At 71.1% G+C, this 21509-nt stretch carries 17 protein-coding genes; 1 reads left to right on the top strand and 16 read right to left on the bottom strand.

Translation table 11 applies throughout. The features are described from left to right. Positions 1-127: 127 nt before the first annotated feature. The 16 genes from ASG53_RS06520 to ASG53_RS06445 all read right to left on the bottom strand — a co-directional run bounded on the left by ASG53_RS06520 (position 128) and on the right by ASG53_RS06445 (position 20453). Positions 128-466, bottom strand: coding sequence for a P-II family nitrogen regulator (locus tag ASG53_RS06520; RefSeq protein WP_012867362.1), 339 nt, complete (start codon positions 464-466; stop codon positions 128-130). Continuing rightward, positions 463-1773 (bottom strand): ammonium transporter, encoded by a 1311-nt coding sequence (locus ASG53_RS06515; RefSeq protein ID WP_056129929.1) that lies wholly within the window; start codon positions 1771-1773, stop codon positions 463-465. Before ASG53_RS06515 ends, ASG53_RS06520 begins: the two co-directional genes overlap by 4 nt. Before the next feature lie 179 nt (positions 1774-1952). Beyond that, a complete protein-coding gene (gene ftsY / locus ASG53_RS06510) occupies positions 1953-3167 on the bottom strand; it encodes a signal recognition particle-docking protein FtsY (protein ID WP_056129927.1) in 1215 nt (404 codons plus the stop codon). Between the two features lie 83 nt (positions 3168-3250). Further along, entirely contained in the window at positions 3251-3679 is a 429-nt protein-coding gene (locus ASG53_RS06505; protein ID WP_156382680.1) for a hypothetical protein, read from the bottom strand. A gap of 171 nt (positions 3680-3850) precedes the next feature. Then, positions 3851-7588, bottom strand: coding sequence for a chromosome segregation protein SMC (gene smc, locus ASG53_RS06500; protein ID WP_056129922.1), 3738 nt, complete (start codon positions 7586-7588; stop codon positions 3851-3853). 65 nt (positions 7589-7653) lie between these two features. Further along, positions 7654-8091, bottom strand: coding sequence for a nucleoside-diphosphate kinase (ndk, locus tag ASG53_RS06495; RefSeq protein WP_056129919.1), 438 nt, complete (start codon positions 8089-8091; stop codon positions 7654-7656). Positions 8092-8223: 132 nt separating this feature from the next. Beyond that, positions 8224-8685 (bottom strand): DUF4233 domain-containing protein, encoded by a 462-nt coding sequence (locus ASG53_RS06490; protein ID WP_308507510.1) that lies wholly within the window; start codon positions 8683-8685, stop codon positions 8224-8226. A 4-nt stretch (positions 8686-8689) separates the two neighbouring features. Continuing rightward, positions 8690-10441, bottom strand: coding sequence for an MDR family MFS transporter (locus ASG53_RS06485; RefSeq protein WP_235533851.1), 1752 nt, complete (start codon positions 10439-10441; stop codon positions 8690-8692). Positions 10442-10473: 32 nt separating this feature from the next. Next, entirely contained in the window at positions 10474-11100 is a 627-nt protein-coding gene (locus ASG53_RS06480; RefSeq protein WP_056129917.1) for a TetR/AcrR family transcriptional regulator, read from the bottom strand. A gap of 75 nt (positions 11101-11175) precedes the next feature. Then, positions 11176-11871 (bottom strand): dihydroxyacetone kinase phosphoryl donor subunit DhaM, encoded by a 696-nt coding sequence (dhaM, locus tag ASG53_RS06475; RefSeq protein WP_056129914.1) that lies wholly within the window; start codon positions 11869-11871, stop codon positions 11176-11178. After that, positions 11868-12542, bottom strand: coding sequence for a dihydroxyacetone kinase subunit DhaL (gene dhaL / locus ASG53_RS06470; protein WP_056129911.1), 675 nt, complete (start codon positions 12540-12542; stop codon positions 11868-11870). Before dhaL ends, dhaM begins: the two co-directional genes overlap by 4 nt. Before the next feature lie 149 nt (positions 12543-12691). Beyond that, entirely contained in the window at positions 12692-13687 is a 996-nt protein-coding gene (gene dhaK, locus ASG53_RS06465; protein WP_056129907.1) for a dihydroxyacetone kinase subunit DhaK, read from the bottom strand. A 220-nt stretch (positions 13688-13907) separates the two neighbouring features. Further along, the gene (locus ASG53_RS06460; protein ID WP_056129904.1) at positions 13908-15308 is read right to left on the bottom strand and encodes a bifunctional folylpolyglutamate synthase/dihydrofolate synthase; all 1401 of its coding nucleotides are present in this window, start codon (positions 15306-15308) and stop codon (positions 13908-13910) included. After that, entirely contained in the window at positions 15305-18691 is a 3387-nt protein-coding gene (gene ileS, locus ASG53_RS06455) for an isoleucine--tRNA ligase (RefSeq protein WP_056129901.1), read from the bottom strand. Before ileS ends, ASG53_RS06460 begins: the two co-directional genes overlap by 4 nt. 286 nt (positions 18692-18977) lie before the next feature. Next, positions 18978-19262: a hypothetical protein gene (locus ASG53_RS06450; RefSeq protein WP_056129897.1), complete on the bottom strand. Its 285-nt coding sequence runs from the start codon at positions 19260-19262 to the stop codon at positions 18978-18980. A gap of 369 nt (positions 19263-19631) precedes the next feature. Continuing rightward, on the bottom strand, positions 19632-20453 hold the full coding sequence (locus ASG53_RS06445; protein ID WP_082543831.1) for an SDR family oxidoreductase: 822 nt from the start codon (positions 20451-20453) through the stop codon (positions 19632-19634). A 197-nt stretch (positions 20454-20650) separates the two neighbouring features. On the opposite strand from ASG53_RS06445, the gene proC reads away from it, so the two are divergent. Further along, entirely contained in the window at positions 20651-21478 is an 828-nt protein-coding gene (gene proC, locus ASG53_RS06440) for a pyrroline-5-carboxylate reductase (protein WP_056129894.1), read from the top strand. Positions 21479-21509 lie beyond the last annotated feature (31 nt).

Below are 21509 nucleotides of genomic sequence, written 5' to 3'. Positions count from 1 at the left end.
GCGCTGCTGCGTGTGCGTGATGGTGCGGGAGATGCTCCGACGCCGCTGCGGACGGCGGTCGTGCCTGCCGTGCGCCGCCCTGAGCCTGTGGCCAGGCCTGTGGTCAGGGCGGCGCAGCGGCCGTGGGTCACAGCGCTGTCGCGCCGTGCTCCCCGGTGCGCACCCGGGCGACGTCGTCGACCGGGACGGTCCAGACCTTGCCGTCACCGATCTTGCCGGTCTGCGCGGCCTGGACGATCACCCCGGTGACGACAGGGGCGTCGTCGTCCTCGACGAGGACCTCGATGCGGACCTTCGGGACCAGGTCGACCGTGTACTCGGCGCCGCGGTAGACCTCGGTGTGGCCCTTCTGGCGGCCGTAGCCGCTGGCCTCGCTGACGGTCATGCCGCGCACGCCTGCTGCCTCGAGTGCCGACTTCACGTCGTCGAGACGGTGGGGCTGGATGATTCCTGTGACGAGCTTCATGACCTGACCTCCTTGATGACCCGGCCGCCGCCGAGGGTCTCGTATGCCGACTCTCCGTGGACCGCGAGGTCGATGCCGCCGACCTCCTGGTCTTCGGTGATGCGCCAGCCGAGCGTCGCCTTGATGGCGAGGCCGACGACGAGGGTGACGACACCGGAGAAGATCACCGCGAAGAGTGCGACGACGACCTGGATGACGAGCAGCTTGCCACCGTCACCGTAGAACAGGCCGCCCTCGGTCGCGAGGAATCCGATGCCGATGGTGCCCACGAGCCCACCGACGAGGTGGACGCCGACGACGTCGAGCGAGTCGTCGTAGCCGAAGCGGTACTTGAGGCCGACCGCCAGGGCGCAGAGCGCACCGGCGACAGCACCGAGGATGATCGCGCCGACGGGGCTGAGCGCTCCGGCGGCCGGGGTGATCGCGACGAGACCGGCGACGACACCCGAGGCGGCACCGAGCGAGGTGGCGTGGCCGTCACGGATCTTCTCGGTGACGAGCCAGCCGAGGATCGCGGCCGCTGCTGCCGAGGTGGTGTTGACCCAGGCGAGGCCCGCGGTCTCGTTGGCACCGAAGGCGGAACCGGCGTTGAACCCGAACCAGCCGAACCAGAGGAGCGCCGCACCCAGCATGACGAAGGGGAGGTTGTGGGGGCGCATCGGCTCCTTGCCGAAGCCCTTGCGTGCACCGATGAGGAGCACGAGCACGAGGCCCGCGACACCGGCGTTGATGTGCACCACGGTCCCACCGGCGAAGTCGATCGGGGCGACTGTGGCCGCGCCGTCGGTGACGCCGAAGATCTTCGCGGCGAGGCCGTCCTCAGAGCCGCTGAGGAATCCGCCGCCCCACACCATGTGGGCGAGCGGGAAGTAGGCGAGGGTCACCCAGATGCCCGTGAAGACGAGCCAGCTGCCGTACTTCACGCGGTCGGCGATCGCACCGCTGATGAGCGCCGTGGTGATGATCGCGAAGGTCACCTGGAAGGCGACGTCGACCACCTGCGGGTAGTTGCCGAGCGTGCTGGAGACAGCCGCTCCGGACTCGTCGAAGATCGTGCCCGAGAGGCCGAACTGGTCGAAGGGGTTGCCGATGATGCCACCGATGTCGCTGCCGTAGGACATCGACCATCCCCACAGGACGTAGACGACGCCGATGATCCCCATCGCGCCGAACGACATCATCATCATGTTGAGCACTGACTTGGCTCGCACCATGCCGCCGTAGAAGAAGGCCAGCCCTGGCGTCATGAGGAGCACGAGAGATGCTGAGACCAGCATCCACGCGGTAGCTCCGGTATCCCATTCCATCGGATCATCTCCCATCCCGGCCCGGCGGCCGGTCAACGACAACTGTCGAGGTCTGCCGTTTCGGGGAACCCGCCGCTGCGTTACGCCGAGGTGACAGGAACGCCCCGCACGTAAACATCGTGTTTCGTGCGGGGCGTCCGGGACGATCTGTCAGTGTCCGAGGAGTGGATCGGGGCGTCTCAGCCCTGGAGGATCCCGTCGACGAACTCTTCGGGGTCGAAGGGCGCGAGGTCGTCCGGGCCCTCGCCGAGACCGACCAGCTTGACCGGGACACCGAGCTCGCGCTGCACGGCCACGACGATCCCGCCCTTGGCGGTCCCGTCGAGCTTCGTCAGGACGATGCCTGTCACACCGGCGACCTCGGCGAAGACGCGCGCCTGGTTGAGGCCGTTCTGACCGGTCGTCGCGTCGAGCACGAGGAGCACCTCGGTGAGCGGGGCCTCCTTGGTGATGACCCGTGAGATCTTGCCGAGCTCGTCCATCAGCCCGGCCTTGTTCTGCAGACGTCCGGCGGTGTCGACGAGCACGACGTCCACGCCGCGCTCCTTGCCGGTCTTCACGGCGTCGAAGGCGACGGCCGCGGGGTCGGCCCCGTCTTTGAAGGACCTGACGGTCTCGACACCGACACGCTCGCCCCAGGTGGTCAGCTGGTCGGCCGCCGCGGCGCGGAAGGTGTCGGCAGCCCCGAGGATCACCTCGTTGCCGTCGGCGACGAGGACGCGGGTGAGCTTGCCGACAGTCGTCGTCTTCCCGGTGCCGTTGACACCGACGACGAGGACCACCGCGGGCACCTTGACGCCGTCGGTCGTGGTGGCGCTCGTGCTCAGGCTGCGGTCGAGCGTCGGGTCGACGAGCTCGACGAGAGCGCTGCGCAGCATCGCGCGGACGCTCGCGGGGTCTTTGACACCCTGCACGCGGACCTGGGTCCGCAGGGTGTCGATGAGCTCGGTCGCAGGCCCTGCGCCGACGTCGGCGAGGAGGAGGGTCTCCTCGAGCTCGTCCCAGTCGTCCTCGGTGAGGTTGTCGCGCGAGAGCACCGCGAGCAGCCGTGCGCCGAGCGGAGAGCCGGAACGGGCGAGGCGCTCGCGCAGCCTGACGAGGCGTCCGGCGGGCGGCTCGGGGACGTCGACGACGACCCCGGGCACGGCGACGTCAGGGTCGACCCCGACCTCGGTCTCCGTCGGCGGGAGGTCGAGCACGTCCGTGGCGCTGGCCGGGCGCGTCGCGGCGTCGTCGTCGGTCCGGTCGTCGTCGGTCCGGGCGTCCTCGATCTCGGCGCGGCGCTCGGCCGGCGGCAGAGTCTTCGAGCGTCGGGACGCCGAGACGCCCACGAAGCCGAGGCCCGCGAGGAGGAGGACGGCGAGAGATATCCAGAGTGGCAGCAGATCGTTCACCCGAGCAGTCTCTCAGGTGGTGGCGCCGGTCGGCACCAGGAGGGCGTCGACACGATGCCCTGCCTCACCGGCTGCCCCGCCAGTCAGCGCCTCTCGGCCCCCGACCGCACCTGTGCACCTGATCGCACCTGTGCACCTGACCGAACCTGGGCACCCGGCCGAAGCTGGGAACCTGGCCGCAGCTGCTGGATGATCTCCTGGATCTCGTCGGCGTCGACGTACGCGCGCTGCTCGGTCCGGGTCGCCTCGAAGAACTCGTCGACGGTGGTCGTCGACCCGCTGCTGCCCGTGAGGTCGTCACGCGAGGACGCGCTGTCGCCGTCGCGGTCCAGGAGGGAGCGTGCGCCTGCGCGCGCGTCGGAGACCAGGCGGGTCAGGACGGCCCAGGGGCTGCGGTCGGCAGGTGCTGTGCGCTCCCGGGCGTCGGACTCGTCGGCCGCGATGGTGCCGGCGACGACGAGGACCACGGCGGCGATGACGATCGCGACCAGGAGCCAGAGGTACACATTCATCATGAGACAGTCGTACCACCAGGAGCGGGCGCAGGTCGGACCTCAGGGTGTGATGTCGGGCGAGTCGGGCGACCCTCACCCAACCTCTACACAGAGCGCGCTCCGCGCACTCTCCCTGAGCCCCCGCAACCGCTCTGCGGAGCCGGAGAACACCTGCCTCGGACGGCCGCCCTACTGCTCGACGACCTCGCGGATGCGCTGGCTGATGACGGTGGTGACGCCGTCCCCGCGCATGGTCACGCCGTAGAGGGCGTCGGCGATCTCCATGGTGCGCTTCTGGTGCGTGATGACGATGAGCTGGCTGTCGCGCTGCAGCTCGACGAAGATCTCGAGGAGCCGGCCGAGGTTCGTGTCGTCGAGGGCGGCCTCGACCTCGTCCATGACGTAGAAGGGGCTCGGACGGGCCTTGAAGATCGACACGAGGAGCGCGACAGCGGTGAGCGACCGCTCCCCGCCCGACAGCAGCGAGAGCCGCTTGACCTTCTTGCCGGCGGGGCGGGCCTCGACCTCGATGCCCGTGGTGAGCATGTTCGCGGGGTCGGTGAGCACCAGCCGACCCTCGCCGCCCGGGAACAGCCGCGGGAAGACCTCGTCGAACTGCGCGCTCGTGTCGTGGAAGGCCTCGGTGAACACGCGCTCGACGCGCTCGTCGATCTCCTTGACGATCTCGAGGAGGTCGGCGCGGGACCGCTTGAGGTCGGCGAGCTGCTCCGTGAGGAAGGTGTGGCGCTCCTCGAGCGCGGCGAACTCTTCGAGCGCGAGAGGGTTGACCCGTCCCAGCTGGGCCATCGCCCGCTCGGCCGACCGCAGACGCTTCTCCTGCTCGGCACGGACGTAGGGCCGTCCGACGGGCACGTCGCCCTCGTCCGAGGCACGCGCCTGGGCCCGGGGGGCGGGCGCGGGCCGACCGTCGGTGTTGTCGGTGGCGGCGGCGGGCTCGTCGTCGGCCGCGCCGCGCCCGTCGGCCGTGCTGACCTCGTCGCGCGCGTCCTGCTGCGCGTCGAGCACCGCGCGCTGCTGCATCGCGGTCTCGGCGTCGATCACGAGCCTGTGCGGACCGAACTCCTCGACGAGGACGTCGGGGTCGGTCCCGAGCTCGTCGACGGCGCGCTGCCGCAGCGCCTCGACCCTCAGCTGCTGCTGGGCGCGCGCGACCTCGTCGCGGTGCGCGACGTCGGTGATCGACCTCAGCTCTTCGGCGAGGCCTTCGGTGCGCTGACGGCACGCGACGACCTCGGCGTCCCGGGTCCGCCGCTCTGCCTCGGCCTCGTCGCGCCGCTCGGTCGCGAGCGCGACCGACACCGCGCAGTGCCCGAGCGCGCGGGTGGCGCCGTCCCGCACGGCCTCGGCGACCACGACCTGGCGCCTGCGCGCGGCCTCCCGGCGCTCTGCCTGAGCCCTCGCCTCGCGCTCGGCACGGGCCGCACGCTCGAGGGACTGCGCACGGCCGGACAAGGCTCTGGCCCGCTCTTCGCTCGTGCGCAGACCCAGGCGTGCCTCGGTCTCGGCCGCGCGGGCGGCTGTCGCGGCGGCTGCGGCCTCGTCCCGTGCCTGTGTGGCGGCGGCGATGGCGTCTTCTGCCTCCTGCGGGTCGAGCTCGGCGGCCTCGAGGCGCTCGACGAGCTCGACGAGCTGCGTCTCGTCCTCTTCGAGGGTGCGGGCGGCGGCCTCGATGCGCTCACGGGTGCGGTGGGCCTCGGCGGCCGCAGAGCGGGCTGCAGCTCCGAGCTGTCCGAGACGCTCGGCCGCTGCCGAGTGCGCAGCGTCGGAGGCGTGCAGACGGTCTAGTGCGAGGTCGGCGCGTTCCTGGGCCGCGCGGACCTCGTCCTCGACGACGGCACGGAGCTCGGTGGCCTCGGTCGCACGCCGGGACGCGTCCGCCTCGGCGGCCCGCGCCTCGTCGAGCGCCGCCTGGAGGTGCAGGAGGCTCGGGGCGGCGGCTGACCCGCCCCAGGCCCTGTCGGCGGCGAGCAGGTCGCCGGCGCGGGTCACGACGGTCCACGAGGGGTCGACCTCGAGGACCCGACGGGCCTGGACGAGGTCGTCGACCACGACGACACCGTCGAGGGCTGAGACGAGGCCGGGACCGACGGCGGTCGACACCGAGACCACCGACGAGGCCAGCACGGCACCGTCGGGGACGGCGCGGGGGTGGCTCGTGGCGCCGGTCGTGTCCTGAGCGGTCGGAGCAGCCTCTCCTCCACCCAGCACGAGGCTCGCGCGCCCGGCATCTTCGGTGCGCAGGTAGCGGATCACCTCGACGGCGGCGTCGGTCGAGTCGACGGCGACGGCGTCGGCGAGCTGTCCGAGGGCCGCCACGACGGCGTCGGCGTACCCGGGCTCGATCGTCAGCAGCGCGGCGACCGAGCCGACGACGCCGTCGAGAGCGTCTGCGGCAAGGACTGCGCCTGCTCCGTCCTTGCGGGTGAGGCTGAGGTCGAGGGTCTCGCTGCGGGCAGCCCACGTGGACCTGTCCTGCTCGGCCTGCGCCGCCTCGGCCTCGAGGGCACGGAGCCGCGCGAGGGCGGCGTCGAGGGCCTCGACGGCTTCTTCGTGCTCCGCGTCGAGGCCTTCTTGGCCGTGCTCGACGTCGGTCACCTCGGCCTCGAGGGCCTCGAGCTCGCTGGTCGCGCCGGTCTCCCGGGTGGACACCTCGGCGAGGGAGTCCTCGAGGCGGGCGATCTCGGCACGGGTCGCGTCCACCCGTGACTGCTTTGCGGCGACCTGCCCGGCGAGCCGCGCGAGTCCCTCGCGGCGGTCTGCCGCGCCACGGACGAGCGCAGCGAGCTCACGCTCACGAGCCGCCGCGTCCGCCTCGGCCTCCGCGCGCTCCTCGGCGCTGCTGGCGAGCGCGTCCTGGTGGTCTTCGACCTCCGCAGCCAGCTCGTCCTCGGTCTCGCGGGCCCGCTCGGCCTGCGCGTCGAGCTCGTCAGGGTCCTGGCCCTGCCGGTGCGCGACAGGGACGGAGAGCAGCCTGACCCGTTCGGCCGCGAGGGTCCGGGTGCCCTCGAGCCTGTCGCGCACCGATCCGAGGGCGTACCAGGTCGCGCTCGCCTCCGCGGCGGCCGGGCCTGCAGCGGCGAGACCAGCCTCTGCGGTGCGCAGCGCGGTCCGGGCCGCCTCGAGCGCGCTCTCGGCCTCCGCCTGCCTCAGCCGCAGGGCGCTCTCGTCAGCCATCTCCTGCTCGAGGGACGCCGTGAGCTGGGCGAGGTCGTCGGCCAGCAGGCGCGACTTCGCGTCGCGCAGGTCGGCCTGGACCGTCGCTGCCCGGCGGGCTGCCTCAGCCTGACGGCCGAGCGGGCCCAGCTGGCGGCGGATCTCCGCCGTGAGGTCGGTCAGGCGCAGCAGGTTCCCCTGCATCGCGTCGAGCTTGCGGAGCGCCTTCTCCTTGCGCTTGCGGTGCTTGAGCACCCCGGCGGCCTCTTCGATGAAGCCGCGGCGCTCTTCGGGCGTCGCACGGAGCACGGCGTCGAGCTGCCCCTGCCCGACGATCACGTGCATCTCCCGGCCGAGGCCGGAGTCGGAGAGCAGCTCTTGGATGTCGAGCAGGCGGCACGAGGATCCGTTGATCGCGTACTCGGAGCCACCGTTGCGGAACAGCGTCCGGCTGATCGTCACCTCGGCGTACTCGATGGGCAGGGCGCCGTCGGTGTTGTCGATCGTCAAGGACACCTCGGCCCGGCCGAGCGGCGGGCGGCCTGAGGTCCCGGCGAAGATGACGTCTTCCATCTTGCCGCCGCGCAGGGTCTTGGCGCCCTGCTCCCCCATCACCCAGGCGAGGGCGTCGACGACGTTCGACTTGCCCGAGCCGTTCGGGCCGACGACGCAGGTCACGCCGGGCTCGAGGTTCAGCGTCGTCGCCGAGGCGAACGACTTGAACCCGCGCAGGGTGAGGGTCTTCAGGTGCACGCCCCTGAGACTAGTACGGGCCCGCCCACACGATGGTGGGCAGGCCCGTCAGGGAGCGGCTCGGGTCAGAGGGCCGGGAACCAGAGAGCGATCTCGCGTGCTGCGGACTCCTCGGAGTCCGAGCCGTGCACGAGGTTCTGGGTCACCTTGAGGCCCCAGTCGCGGCCGAGGTCGCCGCGGACGGTGCCGGGCGCTGCGGCGGTCGGGTCGGTGGCGCCGGCGAGCGACCTGAAGCCGGGGATGACACCGTGCCCCTCGGCCACGACGGCGAGCACCGGGCCGGAGAGCATGAACTCGACGAGAGGCTCGAAGAACGGCTTGCCCTCGTGCTCGGCGTAGTGCTCGGCGAGCAGCTCACGCGTGGGGTGGACGAGCTGGACGGCTGCGAAGGTGTAGCCCTTCGCCTCGATGCGTCGCAGGATCTCCCCCGACAGCCCACGACGGACACCGTCGGGCTTGACGAGGACGAGCGTGCGGGAGACAGCAGGTGCGTTCGTGGTCATGCGCACACCCTATCGTCGGAGGTCGCGCAGGCTAGGTCGAGGACTCGCAGCCCGCCGACGCCTGGCCTGCCCAGGGCTCTGCCGTCCGACCAGATCACCGGTCACCGTCTGTGCCGCTCGAGTGCATGCCTCTCAGACGTTCGGCGCCTCGTCAGGGTGCGCGGCGTCGTACTCGGCGCGCTCGCGGTCGATCTTCGCCCCGAGCCAGAGCGAGACGACCCAGAGGGCGATGAAGACGACGGCCACCGGGATCATCAGCGGGATGACGATGCTGATCGCGAGGACGGGCAGCTGCACGAGCGACCCGGCGATGTAGCCGCCCGGTGCCGCGACGGTGCGCGACAAGATCACCAGGACGAGGGCGAGGACCCCGCCGACGATCCACACGGTGCTGGCCGGGACGTCGATGAGCCGCGAGGCCGTCAGCGTCGCGAAGAGCACGACGAAGGCCTCGAGGACGAGCATCGTCGAGGTGAACTGCGGCTTGGCAGCCTTCTTCGGGACGATCCTGGGGACGCTGGGCTGCTGCGCAGCCCCCTCCCCTCCGGGGGTGCCGGAGGGGTCGGGGGCTGCGGAGGACGGAGTTGAGCTCACCCGGTCAGGATACCGACGGTCGGGCCTGTGCCGTGTCGTCGGTGGTGCGCTCACCCGAGGCTGCGGAGCCGTCGGCCGGGTGGCCGTCCGCGTCGAGGAGCACGGGCTCGCGCTCGTCGTCCGACGCCGGGGTCACGTCGTCGGTGCTGGGGTCGACTGCAGGGACCGGGGCGCCGCCTGCTGCCACGGCCTCGCCGCGAGCGACCATGCCGGCCTCGTTCGACAGCTTGACCTCCTTGAGGAACAGCGTGAGCAGGAAGCCGATGACCAGCAGCGGCACGAGGTACCAGAAGGCCGGCGCGAGCGAGTCGGCGAAGGCGTCGATGACGCCCTGCTTGAGCGGCTCGGGCAGGACGGCGACACCCGCAGGGGTGACACCCGTCGGGTCGAGCTGAGCAGCCTGCTCGGGCGGGACCGACGCGGCGACCTCGACGAGGTTGTCGCCCAGGCGTCCTGTGAAGATGGTCGAGAAGACCGCGACGCCGACGGCGGCACCGATCTCGCGGAAGAAGTTGTTCGAGCTCGTGGCCGTCCCGATCTCCTTCGGGTCGACCGCGTTCTGGACCGCGAGGACGATCGTCTGCATGACCAGGCCGAGGCCGGCCCCGAGCACGAAGAGCATGAGGCCGAAGACGACCATCGACGTGCTGCCCGAGATCTGGGTGAGCATGACCAGGCCGATCGTGGCGATCGCCATGCCCGCGACGGGGTACTTCTTGTACCGGCCCGTCTTGGTGATGAGGATTCCCGAGGTGATCGCCGTGAGCATGAGCCCGGCCATCATCGGCAGCATGAGGAACCCGGACCCGGTGACCGAGACCCCTGCGGACATCTGCAGGAAGGTCGGGAGGAAGCTCAGCGCGGCGAACATGCCCATGCCGATGACCAGGCCGACGCTCGTCGCGATGGTGAAGGTCGGGTTCTTGAAGAGGTGCAGCGGGATGAGCGGCTCTTCGGCGCGGTGCTCGACGATGATGAAGAGCGCCGTCGAGGCTGCGAAGGTGAAGGACAGGGCGAGCAGGCCGCCGTGCGACCAGTCGTAGCTGTCCTGGCCGCTCCAGCTCTGCCAGCTGGTGACGAGCACGAGGCTCGAGGTCGCGAGCACCATGAAGAGGATGCCGAGCACGTCGATCTTCTTGGTCGAGCGGTGCGTCGGGAGCTTGAGCGTGCGCCACGCGACGATCATCGCGGCGAGACCGATCGGGATGTTGATCCAGAAGCACCAGCGCCAGTTGGCGTGGTCGGTGAAGAGACCGCCGAGCAGCGGGCCGATGACCGCGGAGATGCCGAAGAGTGCGCCCATCGGTCCCATGTACTTGCCACGCTCGCGCGCGGGGACGATGTCGGCGATGATCGCCTGCGACAGGATCATCAGCCCACCACCGCCGAGGCCCTGGATGCCGCGCCAGGCGACGAGCTCGCCGAAGCTCTGGGCGAAGCCGGCACCGGCCGAGGCGGCGGTGAAGAGCCCGATCGCGATGATGAAGGGCCAGCGACGACCCCAGAGGTCGCCGAACTTGCCGTAGAGCGGCATGACGATCGCGATCGCGAGGATGTAGGCGGTCATGAGCCAGCCCTGGTGCTCGACGCCGTTGAGCTCGCCGACGATGGTCGGCATCGCTGTGCCGAGGATCGACTGGTCGAGGGACGACATGAACATCGAGGCGAGCAGCGCGCCGAAGATGGTCCAGACTGTGCGCTGATCGAGGACGACCAGCGGCTTGTCCCCTGCGGGGGCGGGTGGTGCGGAGGCCATGAGGAACCTGGTTTCTGGGCGGGGTGAGACGTCTAGGAGTCTGACGGGGCGAGCAGCGTGCGGAGCTCGGCGGTGACGTGGGGAAGGTGGCTGGAGGGCTCGCCGACGCTGCCGTCGAGCTCCCAGCGGGTGAGGGTGGACCTGACGAGGAGGATCAGCAGCGAGCTGATCATCTTCTCGGTCGCCCCGGGGTGCGCGGCACCCGTGCGGCGGGCTGCGAGGACGGCGAGCTCGGTCGTGCGCTCCTCGAACCAGGCGATCTGGCGGACGAGGAGCGCTGGCTCGCGCTGGGAGAGCTCCATGACGAGAGCCATCCTGTCGAGGTCGACCGGAGAGCTGTCGAGCATGTCCCCGACGACGGCGGCGCAGTCGTCGAGGAGGTTCCCGGTGGGCCCGCCGGCGGCGAAGACCTCGGCGGACCCCGAGGAGAGCGGAGTCTCCTGGATGCCGAGGACGGCGTCGACCTTCGAGGCGAAATAGTTGAAGAAGGTCCGGGGCGAGACCCCGACCTGCTCGCAGATCATCTCGACGGTGACGGCGTCCAGACCGAGACGCCCGACGAGCTCGTGAGAGGCGGCGACCAGCGCCTCGCGGCGCGCCGCCTTCTTGCGCTCGCGCAGGCCAAGGGCCGGCGTCGGGTCGGTCGAAGAGGTGAGCACGCAAACACGTTACACAGGCTGCACTTTTGCAGTCAATGCAAGAAAGGCGCCGACCTGGTGGCGTCGGTCACGTGGTCAGACCTCGCCGAACCCACCCTCGATGGCCGTCGCGACCACGTCGATCGCCTGCTCGGCAGCCGGTCCTGTCGCGCTGAGCACGAGGCCCTGCCCGCCCGTCGCGCCCAGCTTCATGATCTCCAGGACGCTCGCACCGTTGGCACCGTTGATGGTGACGGCTGCGTCGAGGCCGGCGATCAGCCGTGCCAGGACGGCTGCGGGTCGGGCGTGCAGACCGAGGGGGTTGCGGACCACGACGGTCCGCTGGGCGACGTCGCCCGCGTCGTCGACGGGCGAGTGGGGCGCCTTGGGCTCACGGACGGCGAAGGTGCCACCCGCGTGCTCGGCCGAGTCGAGGACCTCGGCGACGGTCCCGGAGCCGTGCGCCGTGACGGCGGCGGCGACGGCGCCCTCGACGAAGGGCGCGTCCGCGAGGACGACCTTCTCGGGGCCTTCCTCGAGGACCTCGAGGACCGACTCGACGGTGAGGATCGCCGAGCCGAGGTCGGCGAGCACGACCACTCCCCCTGCTGCCGACAGTCCTGCCGTGACGGCCTCGAGGACCCTGTCGTAGCTCGTCCCGAGCTCGCCGGAGTCCGTGCCGCCGGCGGCGAAGATCCGGACACCCGGAGCCATCTGCGCGGCGAGCTCGGCCACGCCGTCGGCGAGCTGGCGCGAGTGCGAGACGAGGACCAGTGCGACCCGGGCGCTCATGCGACGCCCCCGGTCGTGGTGCTGGAGTCCGTGCCGGCGCCTCGAGCGGCCGTGACCGCAGCCTGCAGGATCAGCGCCGACGACGCCGCACCGGGGTCTTCGTGCCCGATGCTCCGCTCGCCGAGGTACGACGCCCTGCCCTTGGTCGCCACGAGGTCTGTCGTCTGGGTCGCGCCGGCCGACGCCGCCCTGGCCGCGGCCTCGAGCACCTCGACGGGGCTCGCGCCGGCGTCTGCGGCGGCGACGGCCGCGTCGACCGCCGGACCCCAGGCGTCGACCATCGTCTTCTCGCCCGGCGCGGCCTTGCCACGGGCCGTGATGCCCTCGAGGGCGCCCTCGAGGAGCGCGACGACGGCGTGCGCGTCGAGGGTCGCCAGACCGCTGACCTTCGCGGCCCGCAAGAACGCCGTGCCGTAGAGCGGACCGGAGGCCCCACCGACCGACGACATGAGGGTCGTCGCGACGGTCTTGAGCACGTCGGAGACGAGCTCGGGTGCCACGTCGATCGAGTCGAGCTTGGCGACGACGGCCTGGAAGCCTCGCTTGAGGTTCTCCCCGTGGTCGCCGTCACCGATCTGCCGGTCCAGCTCGACCAGCTCGTCACGCGCCGCCGTGATGGCCGCTGCGCTCTCTCGTGCCCATCGCTGTGCCCACGCCACGTCCAACGTCATGCTTCCCTCAAGCTCTCTCTCGACTGCTCCGGTGCACCCCTCGGGGCGCACCGTGTCCTGCTGACCATGCTGGATCTCTGCTCTGCCCTGACCTGGACACCCAACGCCGCACCGGGTGCGGCTCGGTCGCTCGTACCCGTCGCCTGTGCTCACCAGTGCAGCGCAGCGGTCCGCACAGGGGCGTCCCACAGCTGGGTGAGCTCGTCGTCGAGCCGGAGCACCGTCACCGACGCGCCCTGCATCTCGAGCGACGTGACATAGCTGCCGACGAGAGACCGCGCGACCGTGACACCTCGTCCTTCGAGGAGCCGGCGAGCCTGACGATAGACCACGTAGAGCTCCGACTGCGGCGTACCGCCCATTCCGTTAACGAACAGCAACACGGACTCCCCCGACCCCAGGCCGAGGTCGTCGACGACGGGGTCGAGCAGCATCTGCGCGATCTCGTCGGCCGACGCGGCGGGGATGCGGTGACGGCCGGGCTCCCCGTGGATGCCGATGCCGATCTCGACCTCGTCGTCCGCGAGGTCGAAGCTGGGCCGCCCCACGTGCGGGACCGTCGGCGCGGCGAGGGCGACGCCCATCGAGCGGACCTGGGAGCACACACGCTCGGCGATCGCCGTCACGGTGTCGAGGTCGTCACCGCGAGCAGCACTCGCCCCGGCGATCTTCTCGACGGCGAGGGTGCCCGCCACGCCGCGGCGGCCGGCTGTGTAGAGCGAGTCTTCGACGGCGACGTCGTCGGTCACGACGACAGTGCGCACGCTCGTGCCCTCGTCCTCGGCGAGCTCGACGGCAGTCTCGAAGTTGAGGACGTCGCCCGTGTAGTTCTTGACGATCGCGAGGACCCCGCGCCCGCCGTCGGCGGCCGCGAGGGCAGGCTGGATCTGGTCGGGCGTCGGGGAGGTGAAGACGGCCCCGGGGACCGCGGCCGTCAGCATTCCCTCGCCGACGAAGCCCGCGTGCAGCGGCTCGTGGCCGGCACCGCCGCCCGAGACGAGACCGACCTGCCCCTGGACGGCACCTCCCTTGCGGAGGACGAAGAGGGGGTCGGTGCGGATCTCCACGATGTCGTCGTGGGCCCACCCAAATCCTTCGACAGACTCTGCGACGACGTTCTCCGGGTCGTTGATGAGCTTCTTCACGGCACTGCTCCTCGTCGCGCAAGTGGTGGACCTGTCAACAGCATTCAAGCACCGTCGAGCCACGAGCGCGTCGTCCGGGACGGAACCTCACCTGATGCTCACCCTGAGACGAGCCGAGCACCCACCCCGGTCGGGGCAGGTGCTCGGCTCGTCGGGTGGGTCCTGGACCAGACCAGGACCCGGGCCAGCCAGCCTCAGGTGAGCCCGGGGACCGCCAGTCTCAGGTGAGCCCGAGGAGCGTCCGGGCCTCGGCCGCGAGGATCACCGAGCCGGTGACGAGCACGCCCGTCCCCGTCCCGACCCCGATGAGGTCTTCGCTCTCGGCGCGGCCCGCAGCCACGTCGATCGCCTCGTCGAGACGCCCTGCGGACCTGACACGGTCCTCACCGAAGATGTCGACCGCGATCTCCTCGAGGTCGTCGACGTCGTGCGAGCGCATCGAGCTCGACTGGGTGACCACGACCTCGGCGAGCACGGGCTCGAGGAGAGAGAGGATCGTCTCGGCGTCCTTGTCGGCCAAGATCCCGACGACACCGACGAGCCGCGTGAAGTCGAAGGACTCTTCGATGGCGTCGACGAGAGCGCGCGCTCCGGCCGCGTTGTGCGCGGCGTCGACGAGGATCGTCGGGCTGCGCCGCACGACCTCGAGGCGTCCGGGCGAGTCGACGCCCTGGAAGGCTGCGCCGACGACGTCACCGTCGAGAGCCCCGCCGCCCGAGACGAGAGCCTCGGTCGCGGTGAGCGCGAGCAGCGCGTTGTGCGCCTGGTGCGCCCCGTAGACCGGCATGAAGATCTCGGTGTAGAGACCTGCCGGGGTGCGCAGGCTCATGAGCTGGCCGCCGACGGCCGCGAAGCGCTCGGCCACCTCGATGTCGGTCCCCTCGCGGACGATGTGCGCGCCCCGGGCCGAGGCGATCTCGACGATGACGTCCTCGGCGAGAGGGTCCTGCTGGGCGAGCACGAGGGTCGCACCGTCCTTGACGATCCCGGCCTTCTGCGCGGCGATCTCCTCGACGGTCTCGCCGAGCCACTGCTGGTGGTCGAGGGCGACCGGCGCGATGATCGCGATCTCCGCGTCGACGACGTTGGTCGAGTCCCACAGCCCGCCGAGACCGACCTCGATGATCGCGACGTCGACAGGGGCGTCGGCGAAGGCCGCGAAGGCCATCACGGTGAGCACCTCGAAGAAGGACAGCTTCGGGCCGCCCGCCGCCTGCGACGAGGTGTCGACCATCTCGACGTAGGGCTGGACGTCTTTCCACACCTCGATGAAGCGCTCCGCGCTCAGCGGCTCGCCGTCGATCGCGATGCGCTCGGTCACCGAGGTGAGGTGCGGGCTGGTGAAGCGCCCCGTGCGCAGGCCGTGCTCGCGGACCAGCCTCTCGGTCATGCGCGACGTCGAGGTCTTGCCGTTGGTGCCGGTGATGTGGATGGTCCGGAACGCCTTCTGCGGGTCGCCGAGGAGCTCGCACACCTGCGCGACGCGGTCGAGCGTCGGGTCGATGTCGTGCTCCGGGGCGCGCGAGATGATGCTGCGGTAGACCGCGTCGAGCTCGGCCTGGACCTCGGCCGAGACCTCGGGTCCGGTCGGGCGGCGTCGGCCGTTCTGGCGGGTGCTCATGCGGGGGTGTCTCCTGTCGACGGCACTGCGGGTGCTGCGTGTCCTGCGGCCGGGGCGACCGCGACGTGGCGCTCCTGGTCGGGCGACGTCTCGACGGTGATCTCGACCGCGAGGGTCTCCTTGGCGATCAGCTCGCGGTGCGCGGCGACGGCGTCGAGCCGGTCCGCGGGGACCTCGAGCGTCAGCACGATCCTGTCGCCGACGGTGAGGTCGGCGGCCTTGCGGGCGTCCTGGACGTCACGGACCACGTCACGGGCGTAGCCCTCGGCGAGCAGCGCGTCGTCGAGCGCGAGGTCGAGCACCACGAAGCCACCGCTCGGCAAGACCGCTGCGGCGACCGTCGACGGGGCGTCGGAGTCGGTGCCGACGACCGTGACGAGCTCGTACTCGCCCTCGACGAGCGGGACGTCGCCGTCAGGCGTCGTCACGACGACCTCGTCGCCGTCGAGGCGCCAGGCGCCGGACTTCGCAGCCTTGATGGCCGCCTGGACACCCTTGCCGAGGCGCGGGCCGGCCGCACGGGCGTTGACGTTCAGGCGCTGGGAGATGCCGAAGCTCTCGGCCGCCCCCTCGTCGAGCGGGCGCAGGTCGACAGCCTTGACGTTGAGCTCCCCGGCGAGCAGCTCGCTGTAGGGCGCGAGCGCCGACGGGTCGTCGACGACGACGGTGAGCGTGGCGAGCGGCTGGCGCACGCGCAGCTGGTTCGCCTTGCGCAGGCCGAGGCTGAGCGAGACGACCGAGCGGACGCGGTCCATCGACGCGACGAGCGCGTCGTCGACCGCGAGCACCTGACCGTGCTCGGTGCGCGCACCTGACGGGTCGACCAGGGTCGGCCAGTCGGTGAGGTGCACCGAGCGACCGCCCGTGAGCCCGCGCCACACCTCTTCGGTGAGCAGCGGGGCGAGCGGCGCCATGACACGGGACAGCGTCTCGAGGGCGGTCCACAGGGTGTTGAACGCGTCGGCGTCCTCTCCCCAGAACCTGTCGCGCTGCGTGCGGACGTACCAGTTGGTGAGCACGTCGAGGTACTGGCGCACGGACTCGCAGGCACCCGAGACGTCGAAGGCGTCGAGCTGGGCCTGGACGTCGGTCACGAGGTTGCCGGTCAGCGCGAGCAGGTACCGGTCCATGTCGACCAGACCGGAGACCTCCTCGGGCTCGACGCGGCGCGCCGTGAGGCCCTCACCGCCGTTCGCGGCGCCCGCGTACAGCGTGAAGAAGTAGTACGTGCTCCACACCGGCAGCAGCACCTGACGGACCGAGTCGCGGATGCCCTCCTCCGTGACGACCAGGTTGCCGCCGCGCAGGATCGGCGAGCTCATGAGGAACCAGCGCATGGCGTCGGAGCCGTCGCGGTCGAGGACCTCGGAGACGTCCGGGTAGTTGCGCAGCGACTTGCTCATCTTGCGGCCGTCGGAGCCCAGCACGATGCCGTGCGAGACGGCGTTGCGGAAGGCCGGACGGTCGAAGAGCGCCGTCGCGAGCACGTGGAGCGTGTAGAACCAGCCGCGGGTCTGCCCGATGTACTCGACGATGAAGTCGCCCGGGTAGTGGTGCTCGAACCACTCGGTGTTCTCGAAGGGATAGTGCACCTGGGCGAAGGGCATCGAGCCGGAGTCGAACCACACGTCGAGGACGTCGGGGATGCGTCGCATGGTCGAGGCGCCCGTGGGGTCGTCAGGGTTGGGCCGGGTGAGCTCGTCGATGTACGGGCGGTGCAGGTCGGTGACGGGCACGCCGAAGTCTGCCTCGAGCTCGGCGAGCGAGCCGTAGACGTCAGTGCGGGGGTACGCGGGGTCGTCCGAGACCCACACGGGGATGGGCGTGCCCCAGTAGCGGTTGCGGGAGATCGACCAGTCGCGGGCGTTCGCGAGCCACTTGCCGAACTGCCCGTCCTTGATGTGCTCAGGCGTCCAGGTGATGTCCTGGTTGAGCTCGACCATGCGGTCGCGGAACTCCGTGACGCGCACGAACCAGCTCGAGACGGCCTTGTAGATCAGCGGGTTCCGGCAGCGCCAGCAGTGCGGGTAGGAGTGCTGGTACGTCTCGTGGCGCAGCACGACGGCGCGGCTGGCGGCGTCGGTCCGGGCGAGCGGCCCGGTGCCGTCCTTGAGGTCTTTGATGACGTGGGGGTTCGCGTCGAAGACCTGCTGGCCGGCGTACTCGGGGACCTGCGTGGTGAAGCGGCCGCGCCCGTCGACCGGGACGACGGTCTGGATGCCCGCGTCGAGGCAGACCGCCATGTCGTCCTCGCCGAAGGCGGGGGCGAGGTGCACGAGGCCCGTACCGTCGTCGACCGTGACGAAGTCTGCCGCGAGGATCTGGTGCGCGTGCGGGTTCTCCGCGTCGTCGGCGAAGTAGTCGAAGGCCGGGACGTAGCGCGTGCCGGCGAGCTCGGAGCCCTTGACGGTCCGCAGGACGTGGGCCGAGTGGTCGTCGCCGAGGTCGAGCTCCTTGGCGTAGGCACCCAGGCGCGCGGCACCGAGGACGACCTCGTCCCCTGCGAGGACCGAGCCCTCGCCCGGGCGCACGACGACGTAGTCGACGTCGGGACCGACGGCGACGGCGAGGTTGGACGGCAGGGTCCACGGCGTGGTCGTCCAGATGACGAGGCGCTGGGCTGTCGGCGCGCCCTCGGCGTCGAGCAGGCGCAGGGCGACCGTGAGGGCCGGGTCCTGACGCGACTGGTAGACGTCGTCGTCCATGCGGAGCTCGTGGTTGGACAGCGGGGTCTCGTCGCGCCAGCAGTACGGCAGCACGCGGTAGCCCTCGTAGGCGAGGCCCTTGGTGTGCAGCTGCTTGAAGGCCCAGATGACCGACTCCATGAAGGTGACGTCGAGGGTCTTGTAGTCGTGCTCGAAGTCGACCCAGCGCGCCTGGCGGGTGACGTACTGCTTCCACTCCTCCGAGTACTTCATGACCGAGGTGCGGCACGCCTCGTTGAAGACGTCGATGCCCATGGCCTCGATCTGGCTCTTGTCGGTGATCCCGAGGATCCGCTCGGCCTCGAGCTCGGCCGGCAGCCCGTGGGTGTCCCAGCCGAAGCGACGCTCGACACGCTCGCCGCGCATGGTGCGGTAGCGCGGGACGACGTCCTTGGCGTAGCCGGTGAGCAGGTGGCCGTAGTGCGGCAGACCGTTGGCGAAGGGCGGGCCGTCGTAGAAGACGAACTCGTTGTCACCGTCGGCGCCTGCGGGCCGGGCGTCGATCGAGGCCTGGAAGGTGCCGTCCTGCTTCCAGTACGCGAGCACCTGCTCCTCGAGCGCGGGGAGGTTCGGGGAGGCCGGCACCCCCGACTGCTCGGGGCGGTGCTGCGGGTAGGACGACGGCTGCGACGCGGTGACGGTGCCGTCAGCGTCGTGGGTGTCCGGGTGGCTCGACATGGCGGGGCTCCTGGGTGGTCCGGGTGTTCACGTGCCGTGCGAGGACGACGTGCGCCTGCGCGCCTGCCGCGGTACCACCCCGCTTGCCGTCCGCGAGGGACGACCGCTCTGCCGGCGCCCCGCGAGGGGCGACCACCGTGCTGGCTGTGACGGGCCGTCCCCGTCCGGTTCTACTGGGGTCTCGCTCTCTGACCTCGGGACCGAGCAGGGCTCGGGCACGAGACGAGGCCGCGAGGCCTGTTCTTCCGGAGGCTCGCCGGTGATGGCCGGGTCGACGCCTGTCCGGTCAGTGTACCTGGGCCAGGCGGCGGGCTGAAGGGGCGCGGTGCGCGTGGGCTGGCACCGGGGCAGTCACCGGGACGGGCGCCAGGGTGGGCGCCGGCGTGGTTGCCGCCGCAGCGAGGACGAGCGGCACGGCGGCCACGGGCTGCTCCCCCGGGACGGTGGCGGCTCGGCTCGACGAGGCCTGCGTGCTGCCGCCGCGCAGGCGACGCAGCGAGAAGGCCGAGATGTCCTGGGCGACGAGGGACTCGATGGTGACGACGGAGAGGTCGAGGGCTGTGACAGACATGTGAGGTCCTTGGGGGTGCGTGGCTGGACGCATCCCGGACCAGGGGCAGGTACGACGGTCCTCAGACGACTGAGGGGACCTGCGGGTGGTCGACGGGATGCACTGCGGAGGAGGTCAGAGCCTCAACAACACACAGCAGCTGCGCACAGCGCACCGCAGACCGGCGCGTGCAGGGCACGCGCGGCGGAGGTCTGGGTGGTGGTCACCAGAGCATGGTGCCAGGGGCACGGTCCGGTGCGCAAGGGGTGGGACGGCCGGACCCAGGACGAGAGGCAGCGCCGTCTGGCCCAGGCCGTTCCACGCGGACGACCTGCGGCCTGAGGGAGGGTGCGGTGCTGCCTCACCCTCCCCCGGCCACCGGAGGCCCTCTCAGCTCTTCCGAGCGACCAGCGTGTTCGAGGCCTGCGCACGCGGACGGATCATCAGGTGGTCGATGTTCACGTGGTGCGGGCGGGTGAGCGTCCAGGTGATGGCGTCGGCGACGTCGTCGGCGGTCAGCGGCTCCTCGACCCCGGCGTAGACCGCGTCGGCCTTGGCCTGGTCGCCGTCGAAGCGGGTGAGCGAGAACTCTTCGGTGCGGACCATACCCGGTGCGATCTCGATGACGCGGACCGGCTCCCCCACGAGCTCGAGGCGCAGGGTGTCGGCGATGACCCGCTCCCCGTGCTTGGCGGCCACGTAGCCGGCACCACCCGGGTAGGTCCCGTGCGCGGCGGTCGAGGTGAGGACGACGACGTCGCCGCGCCCTGAGTCCCGGAGCGCCGGGAGCAGCGCCATGGTGACCTGGAGGGTGCCGAGGACGTTGATCTCGTACATGCGGCGCCAGCGCTCGACGTCCGAGGCCTCGACCCTGTCGGTGCCGAGCGCTCCCCCGGCGTTGTTGACGAGCGCGTGGACAGGACCTCCGGCGGTGACCTCGGCGGCGAGCCGGGCGACGTCGTCGGCCACGGTGAGGTCGGCGACGACCACCTGCGCACCGGTCTCCTCCGCGAGTGCGGCGAGCCGGTCCGCCCGCCGGGCGACGGCGACGACGTCCCACCCTGCGCGGCGCAGGTGGCGGACCGTCGCAGCACCGATGCCTGAGGAGGCTCCGGTGACGACAGCGCGGAGAGGCGTCGAGCGGGCGACCTGCGTGCCTGCGGGATCGCCAGACGGGACGGGCTGGGACGGGTCGGTCTGCTGCTGGGGCACGGGTTCTCCTCGAGGACGAGCGGGTACCGTACTGGTCTAGCACGTCGGTGCTGGCCGGGGCTGTACGTGCTCGCCACCGCCCCAGCGCGGTCGGCTCGTACTGACCCGCGTCGCACGGCGGCGTCGGGTGCACCCGCTGCACCTTCGCCGCTCTCGTCTCCCGTTCGTCTCACCCCCGTCAGGAAGGTCCACAGCTCATGACCGTCGGATTCATCGGCACCGGGAACATGGCGAACGCGATCGTCCGCGGGATGGTGGGGTCGGGCGGCTTCCCCGCCGACGAGGTGGTGGTCTTCGACCGCAACGCCGACAAGCGCGAGCTGCTCGGCGCCGACCTCGGCGTGCGAGTGGCCGGCTCGGCCGAGGAGCTCGTGGACGCCTCGGACGTCGTCGTCGTCGCGGTCAAGCCGCAGGGGATCCCCGCGCTGCTCGAAGGTCTCGCCGGGCGGATCGCGGAGCGGCGACGGGTCGTCGTGTCCATCGCCGCGGGCACACCGCTCGCCAGGCTCGAGTCCTTCCTGACGACCGACGCTGCGCCCGGGTCGGACTCTGCTGTCGTGCGCGTCATGCCGAACGTCAACGCGATGATCGGCGCTGGCATGTCCGCTGTCACCGGCAACGCTGCGGCGACAGCCGACGACGTGGCCACGGTCGTCGCGATCTTCCAGGCTGTCGGCGAGGTCGTCGAGATCCCCGAGTCGCAGTTCTCCACCTACACGGCCATCGCGGGTTCGTCCCCGGCCTTCACCTACCTGTTCATCGACGCGCTCTCCAGGGCTGCCGTCGCGGGTGGCATGCCCAAGGCGCAGGCCACCCAGATCGCCGCCCAGGCTGTGCTGGGCTCGGCGAAGATGGTCCGCGAGTCCCCGAAGAGCCCGTGGGACCTCATCGACACCGTCTGCTCCCCCGGCGGGACGACCGTCGCCGGACTGCTCGCGCTCGAGGACCGCGGGTTCTTGTCGACAGTCGCGCACGGAGTGAAGGCGACCATCGACCGCGACAGGGAGATGAACGCGGGCGGCTGACCTGCAGTCCGGCTCTCCTGGTGGGGCCGCG

The sequence above is a fragment of the Sanguibacter sp. Leaf3 genome (assembly GCF_001425965.1).
In the GTDB taxonomy this organism is placed as follows: Bacteria; Actinomycetota; Actinomycetes; order Actinomycetales; family Cellulomonadaceae; genus Sanguibacter; species Sanguibacter inulinus.
This window is presented reverse-complemented; position numbering and strand designations above follow the sequence as displayed.

Bases quoted from the DNA above. Each gene is read 5' to 3' on its own strand.
- ASG53_RS06505 (WP_156382680.1), bottom strand. From the start codon at position 3,679: ATGAATGTGTACCTCTGGCTCCTGGTCGCGATCGTCATCGCCGCCGTG.
- ASG53_RS06515 (WP_056129929.1), bottom strand. From the start codon at position 1,773: ATGGAATGGGATACCGGAGCTACCGCGTGGATGCTGGTCTCAGCATCT.
- dhaL (WP_056129911.1), bottom strand. From the start codon at position 12,542: ATGACGTTGGACGTGGCGTGGGCACAGCGATGGGCACGAGAGAGCGCA.
- ASG53_RS06520 (WP_012867362.1), bottom strand. From the start codon at position 466: ATGAAGCTCGTCACAGGAATCATCCAGCCCCACCGTCTCGACGACGTG.
- ileS (WP_056129901.1), bottom strand. From the start codon at position 18,691: ATGTCGAGCCACCCGGACACCCACGACGCTGACGGCACCGTCACCGCG.
- ndk (WP_056129919.1), bottom strand. From the start codon at position 8,091: ATGACCACGAACGCACCTGCTGTCTCCCGCACGCTCGTCCTCGTCAAG.
- ASG53_RS06460 (WP_056129904.1), bottom strand. From the start codon at position 15,308: ATGAGCACCCGCCAGAACGGCCGACGCCGCCCGACCGGACCCGAGGTC.
- dhaM (WP_056129914.1), bottom strand. From the start codon at position 11,871: ATGAGCGCCCGGGTCGCACTGGTCCTCGTCTCGCACTCGCGCCAGCTC.
- proC (WP_056129894.1), top strand. From the start codon at position 20,651: ATGACCGTCGGATTCATCGGCACCGGGAACATGGCGAACGCGATCGTC.
- ASG53_RS06450 (WP_056129897.1), bottom strand. From the start codon at position 19,262: ATGTCTGTCACAGCCCTCGACCTCTCCGTCGTCACCATCGAGTCCCTC.
- ASG53_RS06485 (WP_235533851.1), bottom strand. From the start codon at position 10,441: ATGGCCTCCGCACCACCCGCCCCCGCAGGGGACAAGCCGCTGGTCGTC.